This is a genomic window from Pseudodesulfovibrio sediminis, assembly GCF_020886695.1.
GTDB lineage: Bacteria > Desulfobacterota > Desulfovibrionia > Desulfovibrionales > Desulfovibrionaceae > Pseudodesulfovibrio > Pseudodesulfovibrio sediminis.
In genome coordinates this window covers 154,740-169,452 of record NZ_AP024485.1, presented here as the reverse complement: position 1 = coordinate 169,452, position 14,713 = coordinate 154,740, and the positions used below count along the sequence as shown (strand labels likewise).

11 protein-coding genes and 1 tRNA gene are annotated in these 14,713 nt (G+C 49.5%); 5 read left to right on the top strand and 7 right to left on the bottom strand.

The genetic code is table 11. From position 1 onward, the window contains the following. Window positions 1-65: 65 nt before the first annotated feature. Window positions 66-938 carry a tol-pal system protein YbgF gene (ybgF, locus tag SRBAKS_RS00820; protein WP_229592631.1) on the bottom strand — a complete coding sequence of 291 codons (873 nt, stop codon included), beginning with the start codon at window positions 936-938 and terminating at the stop codon, window positions 66-68. Window positions 939-1,131: 193 nt separating this feature from the next. Here ybgF and SRBAKS_RS00815 point away from each other — a divergent pair, with 193 nt between their 5' ends. After that, complete coding sequence (locus SRBAKS_RS00815; protein ID WP_229592629.1) at window positions 1,132-2,058, top strand: hypothetical protein; 927 nt, start codon at window positions 1,132-1,134, stop codon at window positions 2,056-2,058. A gap of 61 nt (window positions 2,059-2,119) precedes the next feature. Here SRBAKS_RS00815 and SRBAKS_RS00810 read toward each other — a convergent pair whose 3' ends face one another. The 5 genes from SRBAKS_RS00810 to SRBAKS_RS00790 all read right to left on the bottom strand — a co-directional run bounded on the left by SRBAKS_RS00810 (window position 2,120) and on the right by SRBAKS_RS00790 (window position 9,530). Continuing rightward, window positions 2,120-5,092 carry a chemotaxis protein CheA gene (locus SRBAKS_RS00810; protein WP_229592627.1) on the bottom strand — a complete coding sequence of 991 codons (2,973 nt, stop codon included), beginning with the start codon at window positions 5,090-5,092 and terminating at the stop codon, window positions 2,120-2,122. A gap of 91 nt (window positions 5,093-5,183) precedes the next feature. Next, window positions 5,184-5,552: a response regulator gene (locus tag SRBAKS_RS00805; RefSeq protein WP_229592625.1), complete on the bottom strand. Its 369-nt coding sequence runs from the start codon at window positions 5,550-5,552 to the stop codon at window positions 5,184-5,186. A gap of 59 nt (window positions 5,553-5,611) precedes the next feature. Continuing rightward, window positions 5,612-6,487: a CheR family methyltransferase gene (locus SRBAKS_RS00800; RefSeq protein WP_229592623.1), complete on the bottom strand. Its 876-nt coding sequence runs from the start codon at window positions 6,485-6,487 to the stop codon at window positions 5,612-5,614. Window positions 6,488-6,496: 9 nt separating this feature from the next. After that, on the bottom strand, window positions 6,497-8,434 hold the full coding sequence (locus SRBAKS_RS00795) for a HEAT repeat domain-containing protein (protein ID WP_229592621.1): 1,938 nt from the start codon (window positions 8,432-8,434) through the stop codon (window positions 6,497-6,499). A 46-nt stretch (window positions 8,435-8,480) separates the two neighbouring features. Further along, the gene (locus SRBAKS_RS00790) at window positions 8,481-9,530 is read right to left on the bottom strand and encodes a protein-glutamate methylesterase/protein-glutamine glutaminase (RefSeq protein WP_229592619.1); all 1,050 of its coding nucleotides are present in this window, start codon (window positions 9,528-9,530) and stop codon (window positions 8,481-8,483) included. Between the two features lie 240 nt (window positions 9,531-9,770). Between SRBAKS_RS00790 and SRBAKS_RS00785 the strand changes: the two genes are divergently transcribed. Beyond that, window positions 9,771-9,847 (top strand) — tRNA-Pro (locus tag SRBAKS_RS00785). Between the two features lie 228 nt (window positions 9,848-10,075). Here the strand turns inward: SRBAKS_RS00785 and SRBAKS_RS00780 are convergent. Next, window positions 10,076-10,267, bottom strand: a complete 192-nt coding sequence (locus tag SRBAKS_RS00780) for an RNA recognition motif domain-containing protein (protein WP_430708951.1) — start codon at window positions 10,265-10,267, stop codon at window positions 10,076-10,078. Window positions 10,268-10,780: 513 nt separating this feature from the next. On the opposite strand from SRBAKS_RS00780, the gene SRBAKS_RS00775 reads away from it, so the two are divergent. The 3 genes from SRBAKS_RS00775 (at window position 10,781) to purT (ending at window position 14,629) form a co-directional block, all read left to right on the top strand. Further along, the gene (locus SRBAKS_RS00775; RefSeq protein WP_229592617.1) at window positions 10,781-11,860 is read left to right on the top strand and encodes an N-acetyltransferase DgcN family protein; all 1,080 of its coding nucleotides are present in this window, start codon (window positions 10,781-10,783) and stop codon (window positions 11,858-11,860) included. Next, window positions 11,860-12,918, top strand: a complete 1,059-nt coding sequence (locus tag SRBAKS_RS00770; protein ID WP_229592615.1) for an alanine/ornithine racemase family PLP-dependent enzyme — start codon at window positions 11,860-11,862, stop codon at window positions 12,916-12,918. The genes SRBAKS_RS00775 and SRBAKS_RS00770 overlap by 1 nt, the downstream gene beginning before the upstream one ends. A 529-nt stretch (window positions 12,919-13,447) precedes the next feature. Next, a complete protein-coding gene (gene purT, locus SRBAKS_RS00765) occupies window positions 13,448-14,629 on the top strand; it encodes a formate-dependent phosphoribosylglycinamide formyltransferase (protein WP_229592613.1) in 1,182 nt (393 codons plus the stop codon). Window positions 14,630-14,713: the final 84 nt, after the last annotated feature.

Below are 14,713 nucleotides of genomic sequence, written 5' to 3'. Positions count from 1 at the left end.
GAAAAGAGACATGACCGGAATCCCGCAGGAGGGACCCCGGCCATGCATGGTATCATTCAGAGTGGCTAGCCACCAAGCCGCTTCAACTCCTTGCGACCAATCCTGGCGGCATCGGATTTGGGAAAATCCTCCTCCAGGGCCCGTATGTAAAATACGGCATTATCACGATCTCCGACCTTGTCATAGGACATGCCTATCTTGAGCAAGGCAGATGCGGACTTGTCGTGCTTGGGGAACTGGCCTGTCACTTCCTTGAATGTCAGGATGGCCTGAGGGAAATTTTTCTGGGAATAATAGGTTTCGCCCTTCCAATACAGTGCATTGGCAGCCAGCTTGTCCTTGGGATATTGTTTCAGGAACCGGTCAAACGTGGCCCGCGCAGCTTCAAACTCACCACTGTTGTACTGCCCATACCCCTTGGCATACAAATCCTGAGGACCAGCAGACGCGACCACAGGCTTAGGTGCAGCTTTCGGAGCGGCTTTCGGCGTCCTGTCAACAACTTCAGGCGAAGGTATGGTGGCCGGCGGCTTGGGAACAGTGGCCCACGGCTTCTCTTCGCCGCTCTGATCCGCTTTCTTCTCGGGAGGCTGCTGCCCTTCGACCCAGGCGTCATCTTCTGGAGTCAGGTCGGTCACCCAGGTGTCGTCCATGGGCGGTTCGGCTCCAGGAGCGGGTTCCGAAGCAGGTGCATCCCCTTTGAGCGCAGCCATCTCCATCTCAAGAGCTGCCAGACGCTGATCGATCTTCTCGCGATTCTGCGCATCCTCATCAGACATCTGACGCTGCTTTTCACGGAAATGAAGAAAATTCTCTTCAAGACTTTTGAGCCGCCATTCCATACTGGCCGAATCAGTGGAGGCTCCCTGTCGAGTGGCGGTACAACCAATCATGGACAGACCAATGAGGGTTAACAGTAGGAACTTCAAAAATTTCATCGATGGATTCTCCGCATACTCCGGTTGGGCGTTTTATAGGGAATAGGCGATACAGCGATTTTTTGCAAGGAAGCGATAGCAATTCTTCAATGAATATCGCAAAAGCAAAACCTTGCATGACAGCCGTTTTTCAGGCAAAAAACCCCCACCTACTGCAACGGCGCACAGCACCCCAAAACTGGAGATCCACCACATGGACCTGAATGAAACCCTGAGAATGATCACCTATATGCTGATCCCGGCCTTCTTCAGCCTTCTTGGCATGGCAGCTCTGGGCAGCCCGGCCATCGCCCTGCTCGGAGAGATTTCGGCCAAATCACAAAAAAAAGTCTTTTTCGATAAATATGGACAACAGAGCAGCGCCATGGGGCTCATGCTGACACTGTTCACGCTTGTCATCTATGGAATCACGCTTGGCATCTTCCTGTTCAAGTCGCCGCAGGGCAACTCATTTGTCCTTGATACCAAGTCGCCGCTCTTCATTCCCCTGCTTTCCTATGCGGTCTTTATTGTTGTCGGCATTCTGTATTTCGCGACCTGGAAAAAATTGCGCAATCTCAAGAGCGTTCATATGTTGCTCGGCGTGATCTCGACCCTGTCTGCCATGGTCTGTGTCGCCTATGCCATCTATGCCAAGCTCTCCATTGCCCTGACCATGGGGTCAGATGCGGCAGGAAACACCGCTACCGCGATCTCCATGGCCCAGCCCATGTCGACCATGTTCGTCTTTCTGGTTCTCTCTGTTGCCGCGGCGCTCAGCGTCACCTATCTTGTCCTGCGCCGGGAAAAAGACGATTTTGGCCGCGATTATTACAACTTTGCTCTCAAACTGGCGTCCCGTTGGGCGGTTCTGCCCATGATCGCCTTTCTCGGCTGTCAGGGGTGGCTTTTTGTCCTGCTCCCCCAGAATTTCAAGACCCTGGTTCTCGACACGCCGCTGGCCTATGTATGGGCATCGCTGGTCGGTCTGGGCGTGATTTGCGTCATCCTCTGGATGGCTCTCGCCAGAAGCGAATCCCCGCTCCGACTCAAAGGTGTGGCCTTTGTAGCCGCCGCGCTTCTGTGGATCATGCACACATTAAACGCAACGCTGTTCATGAATTTCATGTCCATGCTCTAGCCAAAGACACAAAAAAAGGCCGGGAAGCAATAATTGCTTCCCGGCCTTTTTTTTATTGAAACTACTTTCCGCGTGGCAACGAACCTCCCACCAACAGTGGCTCCTGTTTACGGCCAAGCTGTGTGGACAGAGAATAGATCTCGTGCGGATCAAGAATAAGCACCACCGAGCCATCGCCCATGATGGTGGCACCGGACAATCCCTTGAGATTGAAATTGTTCAGGTACTGGCCAAGCGGTTTGATAACGATCTCCTGACGCTCCAGAAGACGATCCACAACCAGACCAAGCCGACGGTCATTGTCTTGGATAACAACCATAGGCAATACGTCGCGATCATCCATGGACTGCGGCAAATCAAGCAGTTCGGCCAGCTCGACGATACCCAGCACCTCCCCGCGTAACGTCACCGCCTTACGGTTGTTGACGTCGGAGAGTTTCTCCACCTCAATCTTGGTGGTCTCGGACACGGCGTCCAGCGGAATGGCAAACGTATCTCCCGCCACCTGCACCATGAGAGCATCAATGATCGCCAGTGTCAGCGGCAGGGTCAGGGTTAATTTGGTCCCCTTGCCCACTTCAGACTGCGTATTCACGCTGCCCTTGAGGTTCTTGATATTGGTCTTGACCACATCCATTCCCACGCCTCTACCGGAAATGTCAGTGACTTTCTCCGCAGATGAAAAACCGGGAGCAAAGATAAGGTCCAAGGCCTCACGGTCATCCATGGCATTGGCTTCCTCCGGGGTGATGACACCCTTTCGGATAGCCACCTGCTTAAGCTTTTCCGGGTCCATGCCACGTCCGTCATCCTCTACCTCGATGGCAACGGAATTTCCCTTGTGATAAGCGCGGAGCCAGACATGGCCTTTGGACTTTTTGCCTGCCGCCAGACGCTCTTCCTCGCCTTCAAGACCATGGTCAACAGCATTACGGACAAGGTGAACCAGCGGATCGCCGATCTCCTCTACCACGGACTTGTCAAATTCGGTCTCTTCGCCTTCCATGATCAGTTCAACCTGCTTGCCGGATTTGCGGCTCAGGTCACGAACAAGTCGTGGGAAGCGGGAAAAAACAGTCTGAACCGGTACCATGCGTACCTTCATGATGGTGTCCTGAAGGTCATCTGAAATACGCGCCATGGCATAGGTGGTCTCTGTGAGCTGCTGAGCGACCACATGCACATCTTCCTGCCCTTCTTCCAGAGCACGGGCCAGCATGGCGTACCGGTTTCGGTTGATAATCAACTCGCCGATGACGTTCATCAGGTGGTCCAGCTTGTGGTGGTCCACACGGATGGTACTCGACACCTTGTGCTTGGCAGGAGCAGGTGCGGCCGCCGCCTTTTTGGCAGCAGGCACATTGGGCTTGGCAACCGGTTTCGGGGCTGCCTTGGGTGTCGGTTGTGACGCAGGCTTTGAAGCCGGATTCGGCGCGGATTCAGCGACCGGTGCAGGAGGTGCGACCACTGGCTCCGGTTCGGGAGCGGGAGACGAAGCAGGTGCCTCTGCTGGCTGCGCAGTAGGTATCGAGGCGGTATTGGTCACGGACGCTGCCGCGCCGTCGCCCTTGCCTACGTTTACTGTGGGATCTTCGACAGGGCCACCGGTCAAGACCTCCATCTCCTTGAGAATCATATCCTTGAGAATTGCGAATTCTTGTTCCAGAATATCCAACATCAACGAAAAATCCATGTCAGTATTACGGGCCTGATCAACCAGCCCAACAGTCCGACCGGCGAACTCCTTGACCTCATCCAATCCCATGTACCCGGTGGAATTATGAATGGTCTGAAAAATACGAAAAAGGCCATCAATGATCTCGCGTTGGTTGGCATCTTCCCTGAGCATAGCAAAAGCAATCACAGTGCCTTCGAGCTGCTGATTTATGGTCTGAACAAACAAGGCAATATCTTCGGGGTCGTATTCCTTGCCAGCGGCTTCTGCCGGAGCATCCGCTACGGGTGCATTCTCGACCGGGGCCTCTTCCCCCTTGGATTTAACGCCTCCCAGGCCGCGAACAGCATCGACATTGCCATCCCCGGTCACCTTTTGGAGGATCTGAGCCATGACACTGGTGTCCACCGGCTGGACCTTATTGGTCGCGATGTCCACCTTGGAAACGAGCATTTCGATGAGATCGACGGCTGCCAACAACAGGTCAATCAACCCCTGGCTGGATGCGATCTCACCCTTACGGACATTATTGAGCAGCGTTTCAGCTTCATGAGTCAGGGAATTGAGTTCCTTGAAGCCTATTATGCCACTATTGCCTTTCAGATTATGAAAATATCTGAAGGTATCATTGATCAGTTCATTACTGTCGTCGGGATCCCCTTCCAAAGCCAGGAGGCAGCGGTTGAGGTTCTCCACAATTTCCTGTGCCTCTTCGAGAAAATCGGCCAGATGGCCTTCACCCACGGTCGTCAAGACATAGGGAGTGGCATCAAAGTCGGGATCTGGCTGTGGGTCGAATGATGAGGGCATGGCTTCCTCCCCAACTTGATCCGTCTCCTGGACGGATTGAATGACAGGTGCAGGTTCAGGTGCAGAGGTACTCTCCTGAACTGGTTCCTCTTGAACAGCGACAACTGTTTCAGGTTCACAGACAGGCTCATTGGCCGGAGCGGATTCAGCCAGCTCGCCCTTGAGAGCCAATTCAATCTGAGCGATGATCGGGGAGGTGTCGACATCCCCTTCCACGCCACTGCTCTCCAGATTATCAACCATGGTCCGCAGGGCGTCAGTGGCTGAAAGAATCAAATCCATGATGGACTCGGTGACCAGCATGGACCCCTGACGCAATTCATCCAGAATATTCTCTGCCTTGTGCGCCAATCCATTGATCTTGTTCAAACCAAGAAAGCCGGAAGCTCCCTTGAGAGAATGCATTGGACGAAAGATCTCATTGAGAAGGGCCAGATTTTCCGGACTCTTTTCAAGTTCGAGCAAGTTGGGTTCGATTGTTTCCAGATGCTCTTTTGCTTCGAGAAAAAAGTCGGCTAAAATTTCTTGATCGAGAAAGTCCTGACTCATGGATTTCCCTTAAAGCTGTGAACGCCCGCTCCAAAACAGGAACAGAGACGCTCGGATTGTAACTCACCCCATGCACACTGCAACGGAACCTCTATCCAAGCAACATCTTGACATTTCTGACAAGTTTTTCAGGCTGGGCGGGTTTGACCATATACAGATTTGCGCCCACAGTAAGGCCTGTTTGAATATCCTTATCCTGTCCTTCAGTCGACAAAACCACGATGGGAATATCTCTGTAAGCTCCCTGCTCGCGGACATTCTTGATGAACGTCAATCCATCCATACGGGGCATATTAACATCGGAAACGATCAAATCAACCTGGTTCAAGCTATATAGCTTTTCCAAACCATCCAGACCGTCCTCCGCCGTGGTGACCTTGAAACCTTCTTTTTTCATTATGAAGGCCACAAGATTTCGCACAGTCTTTGAATCGTCCACTATCAAAATATGTTTAGGCATAGTTCCCCCTTGAAGAACAAATCGAATACCAAAAAAATCCATCCGAAGCCATGCTCATCCTACTCTTCCTTTTTATAAATGATCGAGCCAGGATAATGAATCGGCTTAAAAGCTCGGGTAATATTGTGCAACGACTCCGAATGCCCGATTACGAGGTACCCACCGGGCAACAGGTTATCATAAAATGCACTAATGACCTGCTTTTTCATTTCATCATCAAAATAAATAATAACATTTCTGCAAAAAACGATCTGCGAACGCGGTACACGCTTTACCTGAATCCGGTCCTTCAGATTGATCTGGCCGAAGCTGACCAACCGCTTCACTTCCTGATTTAGACGGTTCTGCCCCGACTCAAGTTCAAAATATCTGTCCGCCACATCCTTCGGCGTCGTACGCAAAGTGTAGTCGTTATAAACAGCTCTGCGCGCGGACTCGAGAACACGCTCTGACAAATCATTTGCCGTAATCCGAATGTCCCAGGTAGGCACTTCCTTTTTCAACATCTCATGAATAATCATGGAGATGGTGTATGGTTCCTCGCCTGTCGAACACCCTGCAGACCATATTCTAAGCTTCTTGCCCTGATGGCGAGCCTTGCTGACCACTTCGTTGAGCACTTCATTTTGAAAAACATCGAGCTGGGGCGGATTCCGATAAAAACTGGTCTCATTGGTAGTGATAACCTCGAACAGCTTTTTCATCTCCTGGGCCTTTCCGACATCAAACCTCAGCAGGTTATAGTATTCATCAAAATTCTTGAGATTGAGCTTCTTGAGTCGGTTTCCCAGCCGGTTCTCAAGCAGATATTTACGATTATCAGCAACATATATACCGCATTGGGCATAGATAAAATCCCGCAAATTCGTGAATTCCGAGTCCGAAATCTTGTGTTCCTTGCCGAGGGATATGCTTTTGGAAAAAAGCGAAGACATAGAATGCGCCTACTCCTGGAATTCCTGTATCTTGGCGATAGCGTCTTCGGCTGCACTCACCAGTTCATATTCGTCGCTGTTGGTCACATCAAGCAATGCCGTAAAGGCCTGTGTCCCACCGATATTCCCCAAAGCCTCAATGGCTTTCATGACCACGAACCGGTTTGGATCATTCAACATATCAATCATGACCGACGCCGCTTCCGCCGTGGCGTGTTCACCCAGAGCATCCATCGCCCGGATTTTTACCCAGTCGTCGTGGTCATTCAACGCATCCAGCAGATACGGGATCATTTCCTCGTCGTAATACCGGCCCATGATCTCAATGACGGTCAGCCTGACGTCCTTGTTTTCATCGGACAACCTTCTCAAAACCAGCGGCCGCCACGCCTCACTCGCTTCAGAGGCTGAAGCCAGGGCCTCCACAGCGACCTTGCGGATATCAGGCTCTTCATCCTCGGCTGCCTGTGTCAACAGATCAAAGTTGTCCATGGCCCCCAGTTTCCCCAGAGCATACGTGGCCATGAGACGATGGATGGCAGACAAACTTTCAAACATATCACGGAAGTGGCTCCGTACCTTGTCGTCTCCGATGGCGATACATGCCTCCAGAGCGGCTTCCTTGACGTCATCATACTGATGATCCATGAGTGGGAAGATACGTTCTGCCACTTCAGGCAGTCTGAGCTTTTCGCCCAGAAAATATACCGCACTCTTCAGGACAGTGCCGTCCGTATGCTCATCGAGCACTCGTGAAAAGAAGTCCTTGGCACAGTCCTTTCCACGAGAGGCGATGACGCTGACGATCTCCCGCTGCATGGTCAGCCCGGCTTTCCAGAACGCATCCATCAGCACGGAGCAGACCGTATCCTCTTCAGCACTGGTATCAAAGGCAATCTGTGACAACACCTGAACGGCAACACGCGCTACACCAGCATGTTCACCAAGCAGGCCATCGTTGAGGGCTTCGGTCATGCCGATTTCGGCCAAAGACTGGGTAATGCTGCTCAACCGATCCTGATCCCGATCATAATCCAGATCGCCGGCGATGGACAAAATTCCTTTGGACGCCTCTTCGCCGCCCACATGGGCCAAGCCCTGAATTGCCGCATCCTGAATTTCCACATCTTCATCTTCGAGAGCCACCAGCAGATATTGCCTGAACCGCTCACGCTCCCCTTCACTCAGCAGGGTCAAAGACTTGCCGCCAAGAATCTTGACCACAGCCTTGACGATCTTGTTCCGCAACGCTGTCGGCGCATCCGGCATACGCTTGAGCAACAGGGTAACAGCCTTGACGTTTCCGAGTTCACCCAGAGAATCTATGATCATGGAAGCCACCAGATCAGACGCACTGTCCAACGCCTTGACCAGCGCATCCACGGAGCTTGCGTGCCCGATCTTGGTCAACGCTTCGATGACGGAGTATTGAACCCACTCCTCATCGTCGATGGCCCGATTCAGACACGGGGCAGCCTCTTCCAGACCAAGCTCGCCAAGACTGACTGCGGCCTGATAGCGGACGTTGACTTCAGGGTCCCTCAGCAACGCGTCACACAAAGGCTCCACTGCCAGCATATTGCCGGTGGAACCGAGAATATCGGAAACAAAAATCCTTATGTCGGCATCGTTATCATGAATCAACCCGATGAGGGATGCCATGTCCTGATTGCCTACCTCGCGCAGAATATCCATGGATAGATTGCGCACCGGAGCCTCGTCTGAACGCAGCAACGGAATGACCGCCTGTACGGTCTCCTTGCCTCCGATTTTGCGTAGGCTGCTATCCACGGCTTCCTGAATGCCCAGATGATGTGTCTTCAACAATTCTGCCAGTTTGGGCACGGCTTCGACACAGTTGTCCTCGCCAGCCATAAATGCGCTTTCCCGAACAACTTCTTTGTTGTCGCTGCCCAAAAGTACCAGGTACTCAGTACAATCCGCCATGTCTCAAGTCCTCCCAGTAGGGTTTTCGAGGTTCAATCCACCTGGTTTACTTATATAAATTTTCCATGATGGCATTAGACATATCATCAAGATCAATAATTTCGTCAGCCAACTTCGCATCAACAATCGCCTTGGGCATGCCATAGACAACACACGTAGAGTCACTTTGCGCCAATGCCCTGCCACCTTTACTCTTGAGATCTCGAATCCCTTCGCAGCCATCATAGCCCATGCCGGTCAGGATGACGCCAAGGGCACGCTTGCCAACAGCCTTGGCCACAGAACTGATCATCACATTGGCTGAGGGTTTATAGAGTTCACCAGCGGGTTCATCAGTAACCACCACATCCACTCGGCTTATTTTCTGATCCAGAACAAGATGCCTGCCGCCAGGAGAAATGAAGACATGGCCCGGTTTCAGAACATCACCGGTTTCGGCTTCTTTGACCGTGAGCTTGCTGACACCATCAAGACGGGCGGCAAAGGGACCGGTAAACGCTGCGGGCATATGCTGCGCAATGACGATCGAGGCCGGGAAATCTTCGGGAAGTGATGACAGAATTTTCTGAACAACAGGAGGCCCGCCAGTGGATACGCCAATGGCGACCACGTCACGAACTGGCCTGCTGCCAGCCACTCGACGCCTTCGAACAACCGGCGCAGGTTTGGGCCGCACGGCACGAGCCGACACATGCCGCATCTTGCGAAGAGCAACGGTCTTGACCCGGGCAATAAGATCTTTTTCTATTTTGATGATATCCAGCGAAACCTTGGACAACTGCTTCGGTATAAAATCAACAGCCCCGAGCTCCATCGCCTTCAGGGTAGACTCTGCCCCTTCGGTAGTCAGGGAACTGACCATGAGAACAGGTCGCGGCGACTCCATCATGATATGCCTCAGAGCGGTCAGCCCGTCCATTTTGGGCATCTCGATATCCATGGTCACGACATCAGGATCTAGGCTCCGCACCATGTCCAGTCCTTCCTGACCATTATTAGCAGTACCGACCACAGTAATATCGGGGTCTTTATCGAGCATCGTGCTGAGGGCTTTTCTCATAAAAGCGGAATCATCCACAACGAGCACTTTGATCACGTATACATCTCCTTTGAAATAAGCCGGATAGCAAGCATATACCGTCTTCCGACGATACAGCTCCAGCATCGCACTCACCGCAGGCGACACCCTTAGCCGATCACCCCCGAAAGGATTATTTTGTCATTCAATCTCCGAACTTTAGGCAGAATTAGCACCTTTGTCCACAAACTTGCGCCGAGTTGTACATTTTGGCTTGCCTTTTCGTCACCCGTGAGCTAAACACCCCTCTCACGCAATCGGGATGTGGCTCAGTCTGGTAGAGCGCTGCGTTCGGGACGCAGAGATCGGAGGTTCAAATCCTCTCATCCCGACCAGAAAAATCAAGGACTTACAGCAAATAGCTGTAAGTCCTTTTTTTGTTTTGTTCCCCCATTGCTAACAACAACTGCAATTCCACCTGCTACTGCCTCGCCTATTCGATAAATAGAAATAAAAGCTAAGGTAAAAACACAGATTGGTGCGGCAAATTTAGATTCAAAAAAAGCACCCGTCTTTCAAGAGAAAGACGGGCGCAAATGCCGTTTAGGGCTTAACTACGAAAACTACCAGCGGGGGCGTTCTTCGCGAGTACCGTTGTCATCCATTTCGACGAAACCAAAGCCATTGGGACGACCAGTTTCACGATCTTCGATGAGATTCACGGAAAGGACTTCGCCGAAAGCTTCAAAAGCTGCACGTACTTCGTCTTCAGTGGAGGTCCAAAACAAGTTGCCAACATACAATTCTTTAGACATTCAAATTCTCTAAACAGTGATAATGTATAGCGCCAATTCGCCAAAAAAAAGAGCCGCGTACAAGATGCGTACACGGCTCCTCGATAGACTTTGTTCAAATTCAAACCAGCGCTAGCATGGACTGCACCTACACGTGCACGGCTGATATATAAACGAATTACTCAGTTCTTGATGGAAGTAAAGCAACACGCTTTCAGTAAATGAAATTCAATACTATTTTTTCAAAATACAGAGAACTTTGAAATATATTATGCTGATTATTACAACACATAAAGCACATATTTCAACATATAATCTTGAACTATATTATCATCATAAAGCATGTATTCGTTAAATAAAAAAAAATAAAAATTTAATTATGACTTGTAAATAATATTTCTATGTTATGTTACTATGATAATTTTTAATTACTTTTCATTATTATTAAATTGGCATGACAAAATCATACGTCAAATTATCAATGTGATATCACCACACCAATTTAGTAAACCAATCTTTTACTAAGGATTTACTATGATAAATAAGGAGCTTGCAGTTGTATACTGCGAAAGTTTATTTGGCGAGATGGATGGGAAAACGGCCAACGGGCTGACCCGTTACTCTAACAAGTATGAAATTGCAGGCATCATCGATAGTACGAAAGCTGGCCTGGACGCAGGAGAAGTACTTGACGATGAAGCCAATGGAATCCCTATATACAAAGATCTTCAAGAAGCTCTTGAGAGGAAAGGCGACTCGGTAACAATATTTATTTATGGCATGGCCCCTTTGTCCGGAGCCTTCTCTTCAACAGACCGCGATGTGATATTTTATGCGATGGAGAGAAGTCTCGACATCGTCAATGGACTTCATGACTTCCTCACTGATGATGAAGACTTCACCAGAAAAGCCGCCGAATGTAATGTCCAGTTACATGACATTAGAAAACAACAAGACATCAAACAAAGAAGCGTATTTACCGGCGATATCAGCAAGGTTGAGTGCCCAAAGATTGCCGTCCTTGGAACGGATAGCGCAGTGGGAAAACGAACAACCTCAGTCCTATTGACTCAAGCTCTTCAAGACCTTGGGCTTAACGCCATAATGATCGCAACAGGACAGACCGGTGTGATTCAGGGAGCTGAGTTCGGGGTTCCATTAGACGCTTTGAAGGAACAATTCATTTCGGGCGAAATGGAAAAGGCAATTATCGGAGCTTGGGAAGCAAAGCAGCCGGACGTCATTATTCTCGAAGGGCAAGGTTCGCTAAGTCACCCTGCCTATTTGAGTTCGTGCTTCATCATAAGAGGTGGACAACCTGAAGCGATCATAGTTCAGCACCCACCAAAACGAGAAAGCCTCGGCGATTATCCAGACATCAAAATGCCTGACCTGCAAGATGAGATCGAACTTATTGAAGTTTTCTCAAAGTCTCCTGTAATTGGCATCGCCATCAATCACGAAAAGATGTCCGATTCCGAGATGGACGAAACGATTGAGTCTTACCAGGAACAGTTTCAAATACCCACCACGGACATCCTCAAGTTCGGCTGCGATTCACTCATTGCAAACATATTGACCACTTTCCCCCAGCTCCAAGTCAAGCTGACTTAATGAAGACACCTTACCTTGAAATCGATCTGTCCAAAATACACGACAACGCCAAAAATCTGAACGCAATGTTCGGAGCTAGGGGCATTGAAATTACGGGGGTGACCAAGTGCTTTCTTGGAGATCCAAGAATTGCCAACGCCATAGTAACCGCAGGTATTTCTTCTCTCGGTGATTCAAGGATTCAAAACTTAATCCGCATGAAAAAAGCCCATGTAAACGCCCTTTTCACTTTGATCAGGACGCCTTCTGCGAGCGAAGTACATGATGTTGTTATGTACGCTGATGTGAGTTTCAATACTGAGTTGGCTGTCATAGCAGAACTCTCCAAGACCGCTATCGCACAGAAAAAAATCCATACCATCGTTCTCATGGTAGAAATGGGTGATCTAAGGGAAGGAATACTCCGCAAGGATCTCGGCAAGACGATCGAAGAAGTTCTCCAAATGAAAGGCATCCAAATCATCGGCTTAGGGACAAACCTTACGTGCTTGAATGGAATTGTACCAACTCAATACAACATGGACAATCTCTCCCGCTTGGCAAAGATGTATGAAAGGATATATGGAATCAAACTCTCTGTAATTTCTGGAGGAAATTCTGCCAATTTTAATTGGATGCTTGAACATGGCAACAAAAGCAAAGTGAATAATATACGACTTGGTGAGGCAATTCTTCTAGGAAGGGAGACTCTTTCGAGAAAGCCTATCGACCGTCTTCACCTTAATGCATTCTCCTTAGTCGCAGAAGTGATAGAGTCTAAAGTCAAACCTTCCCTCCCTGAAGGAAAAGCTGGGCAAGACGCTTTTGGCGACACACCAATATTTGAGGACAAGGGCGAAATGCTCAGATCAATTGTGGCGATGGGAAGACAGGATGTCCAGGTGAAAGGCCTCACCCCCATGATTGATGTGGATATATTGGGTTCAAGCAGTGACCACATAATACTCGATACCACAACAACCCCACTACATGTTGGAGATCATATACGATTTAATTTGGATTATGCGGCACTGTTGTCGTCAATGACGTCTCCATTTGTGGAAAGTTCATTTATTTAAAGCAAAACCCAGCTCAGAGCTATCAACAGCTTTATGCAAAAATAGAATCAAACTCCCCCCTAACGGGATCGTTCCAAGGACAGTAGACTTAATTCCTGGTCACATACTGGGGCACATCCCAGATCCCTTTTACCCCCCTTTTGCATGTGCCCAAGAAATAAACACCAACAATTACAAGACCTGCAAACCAAATCGCATCCTTCGGGACGCAGAGATCGGAGGTTCAAATCCTCTCATCCCGACCAGAAAAATCATGGGTTTACGGAAACACTCCGTAAACCTTTTTTGTTTATTGCTTACAATCACCCCACTCTCTTCAATTCACTAGGCAGCACCTCTTTCCCCCCCCTCGTCTTAAGAAGATGCACGATTAGCTTCACACCCTTCTTTTCGGAATTGCGCAAACCAGCTAGGTTCCACCTTTATTCACCCTGAAATCGAAAAGAGAAATCCTTTCAATTTTGGGGGAAATTTGGCATAGAAGTTTCCTGTCAAAAGCATGATTGTAATTAATTCAAAGGGATTTACTATGACAATATTAGGAACAGCCAAAACTGCATCTGCAAAGAAAATGATGCTTCTTGGTGGCGGCGAACTTGGTAAGGAAGTTGTGATTGAAGCGCAGCGTCTTGGCGTTGAGGTTGTTGTGGTTGATCGCTACGAAGACACCCCAGCCATGCAGGTGGCGCACCGCTCTTATACCATGTCCATGTTGGATGGTGATGCGCTTCGCCGAGTTATTACTGAAGAGAAGCCAGACTATATTGTGCCTGAGATTGAGGCTATTGCCACGTCTACTTTGGTCGAGCTTGAAAAAGAGGGATTCAATGTTGTCCCTACTGCCAATGCGACTAAGCTGACAATGGATCGTGAAGGTATTCGGCGTCTTGCTGCTGAGGAGGTTGGCCTGACCACATCGCCTTACCGCTTCGCCGATACAGAAGAAGAATACCGGGCGGCAGTGGCTGAAATCGGTATCCCATGTGTGATCAAGCCTGTCATGAGTTCTTCTGGGAAAGGACAATCCACTGTAAAAAGTGAGGCTGATATCCAAAAGGCTTGGGAGTACTCTCAGTCCGGCGGGCGTACTGGCGAAGGGCGTATCATTATCGAAAAATTTGTCCCTTTTGATTATGAGATTACCCTTTTAACCGTGCGTCACATTGATGGGACAACGTTTTGTGAGCCGATTGGGCACCGACAAGAAGATGGGGATTACCGTGAATCCTGGCAGCCGCAACCCATGAGTGAAGCGGCCCTTGCGAAAGCTCAAAAATATGCACGCAAAATAACAGACGCCTTAGGTGGGCGTGGCCTTTTTGGGGTTGAACTTTTTGTCAAAGATGAAGACGTTATCTTTAGTGAAGTTTCTCCTCGCCCTCACGATACAGGATTGGTGACTGTCATCTCTCAGGATTTAAGTGAATTTGCCCTGCACGTGAGAGCTGTTCTGGGCTTGCCGATTCCGGGTATTCGTCAATACGGAATCGCCGCTTCAAGTGTGATTCTATCTAATGGAACATCAGACAAGCCCGCCTTTGATGGCGTTGATGTTGCGCTTCGTGAAGCAGATACAAAGGTTTTAATCTTCGGAAAAGGCGAATGCGCTGGAGTCCGTCGTCTTGGCGTTGCTTTGGCCCTTGCTGACGACGTTGAGGGTGCTGTCGAGAAAGCAAAGAGAGTTTCTTCTGCTGTAACTGTTTTGTATTAGTTGCACTTTAGACCTATCTTATGACTGGTACGAGCCTGTAAAGCGGAGGATGTGCGCTCGCGTCTTTTCCCATAGATTTGGCGT

Excerpts from the sequence above, each read along its gene's own strand:
- ybgF (WP_229592631.1), bottom strand. The coding sequence starts at position 938 with ATGAAATTTTTGAAGTTCCTACTGTTAACCCTCATTGGTCTGTCCATG.
- SRBAKS_RS00815 (WP_229592629.1), top strand. The coding sequence starts at position 1,132 with ATGGACCTGAATGAAACCCTGAGAATGATCACCTATATGCTGATCCCG.
- SRBAKS_RS00810 (WP_229592627.1), bottom strand. The coding sequence starts at position 5,092 with ATGAGTCAGGACTTTCTCGATCAAGAAATTTTAGCCGACTTTTTTCTC.
- SRBAKS_RS00805 (WP_229592625.1), bottom strand. The coding sequence starts at position 5,552 with ATGCCTAAACATATTTTGATAGTGGACGATTCAAAGACTGTGCGAAAT.
- SRBAKS_RS00800 (WP_229592623.1), bottom strand. The coding sequence starts at position 6,487 with ATGTCTTCGCTTTTTTCCAAAAGCATATCCCTCGGCAAGGAACACAAG.
- SRBAKS_RS00795 (WP_229592621.1), bottom strand. The coding sequence starts at position 8,434 with ATGGCGGATTGTACTGAGTACCTGGTACTTTTGGGCAGCGACAACAAA.
- SRBAKS_RS00780 (WP_430708951.1), bottom strand. The coding sequence starts at position 10,267 with ATGTCTAAAGAATTGTATGTTGGCAACTTGTTTTGGACCTCCACTGAA.
- SRBAKS_RS00775 (WP_229592617.1), top strand. The coding sequence starts at position 10,781 with ATGATAAATAAGGAGCTTGCAGTTGTATACTGCGAAAGTTTATTTGGC.
- SRBAKS_RS00770 (WP_229592615.1), top strand. The coding sequence starts at position 11,860 with ATGAAGACACCTTACCTTGAAATCGATCTGTCCAAAATACACGACAAC.
- purT (WP_229592613.1), top strand. The coding sequence starts at position 13,448 with ATGACAATATTAGGAACAGCCAAAACTGCATCTGCAAAGAAAATGATG.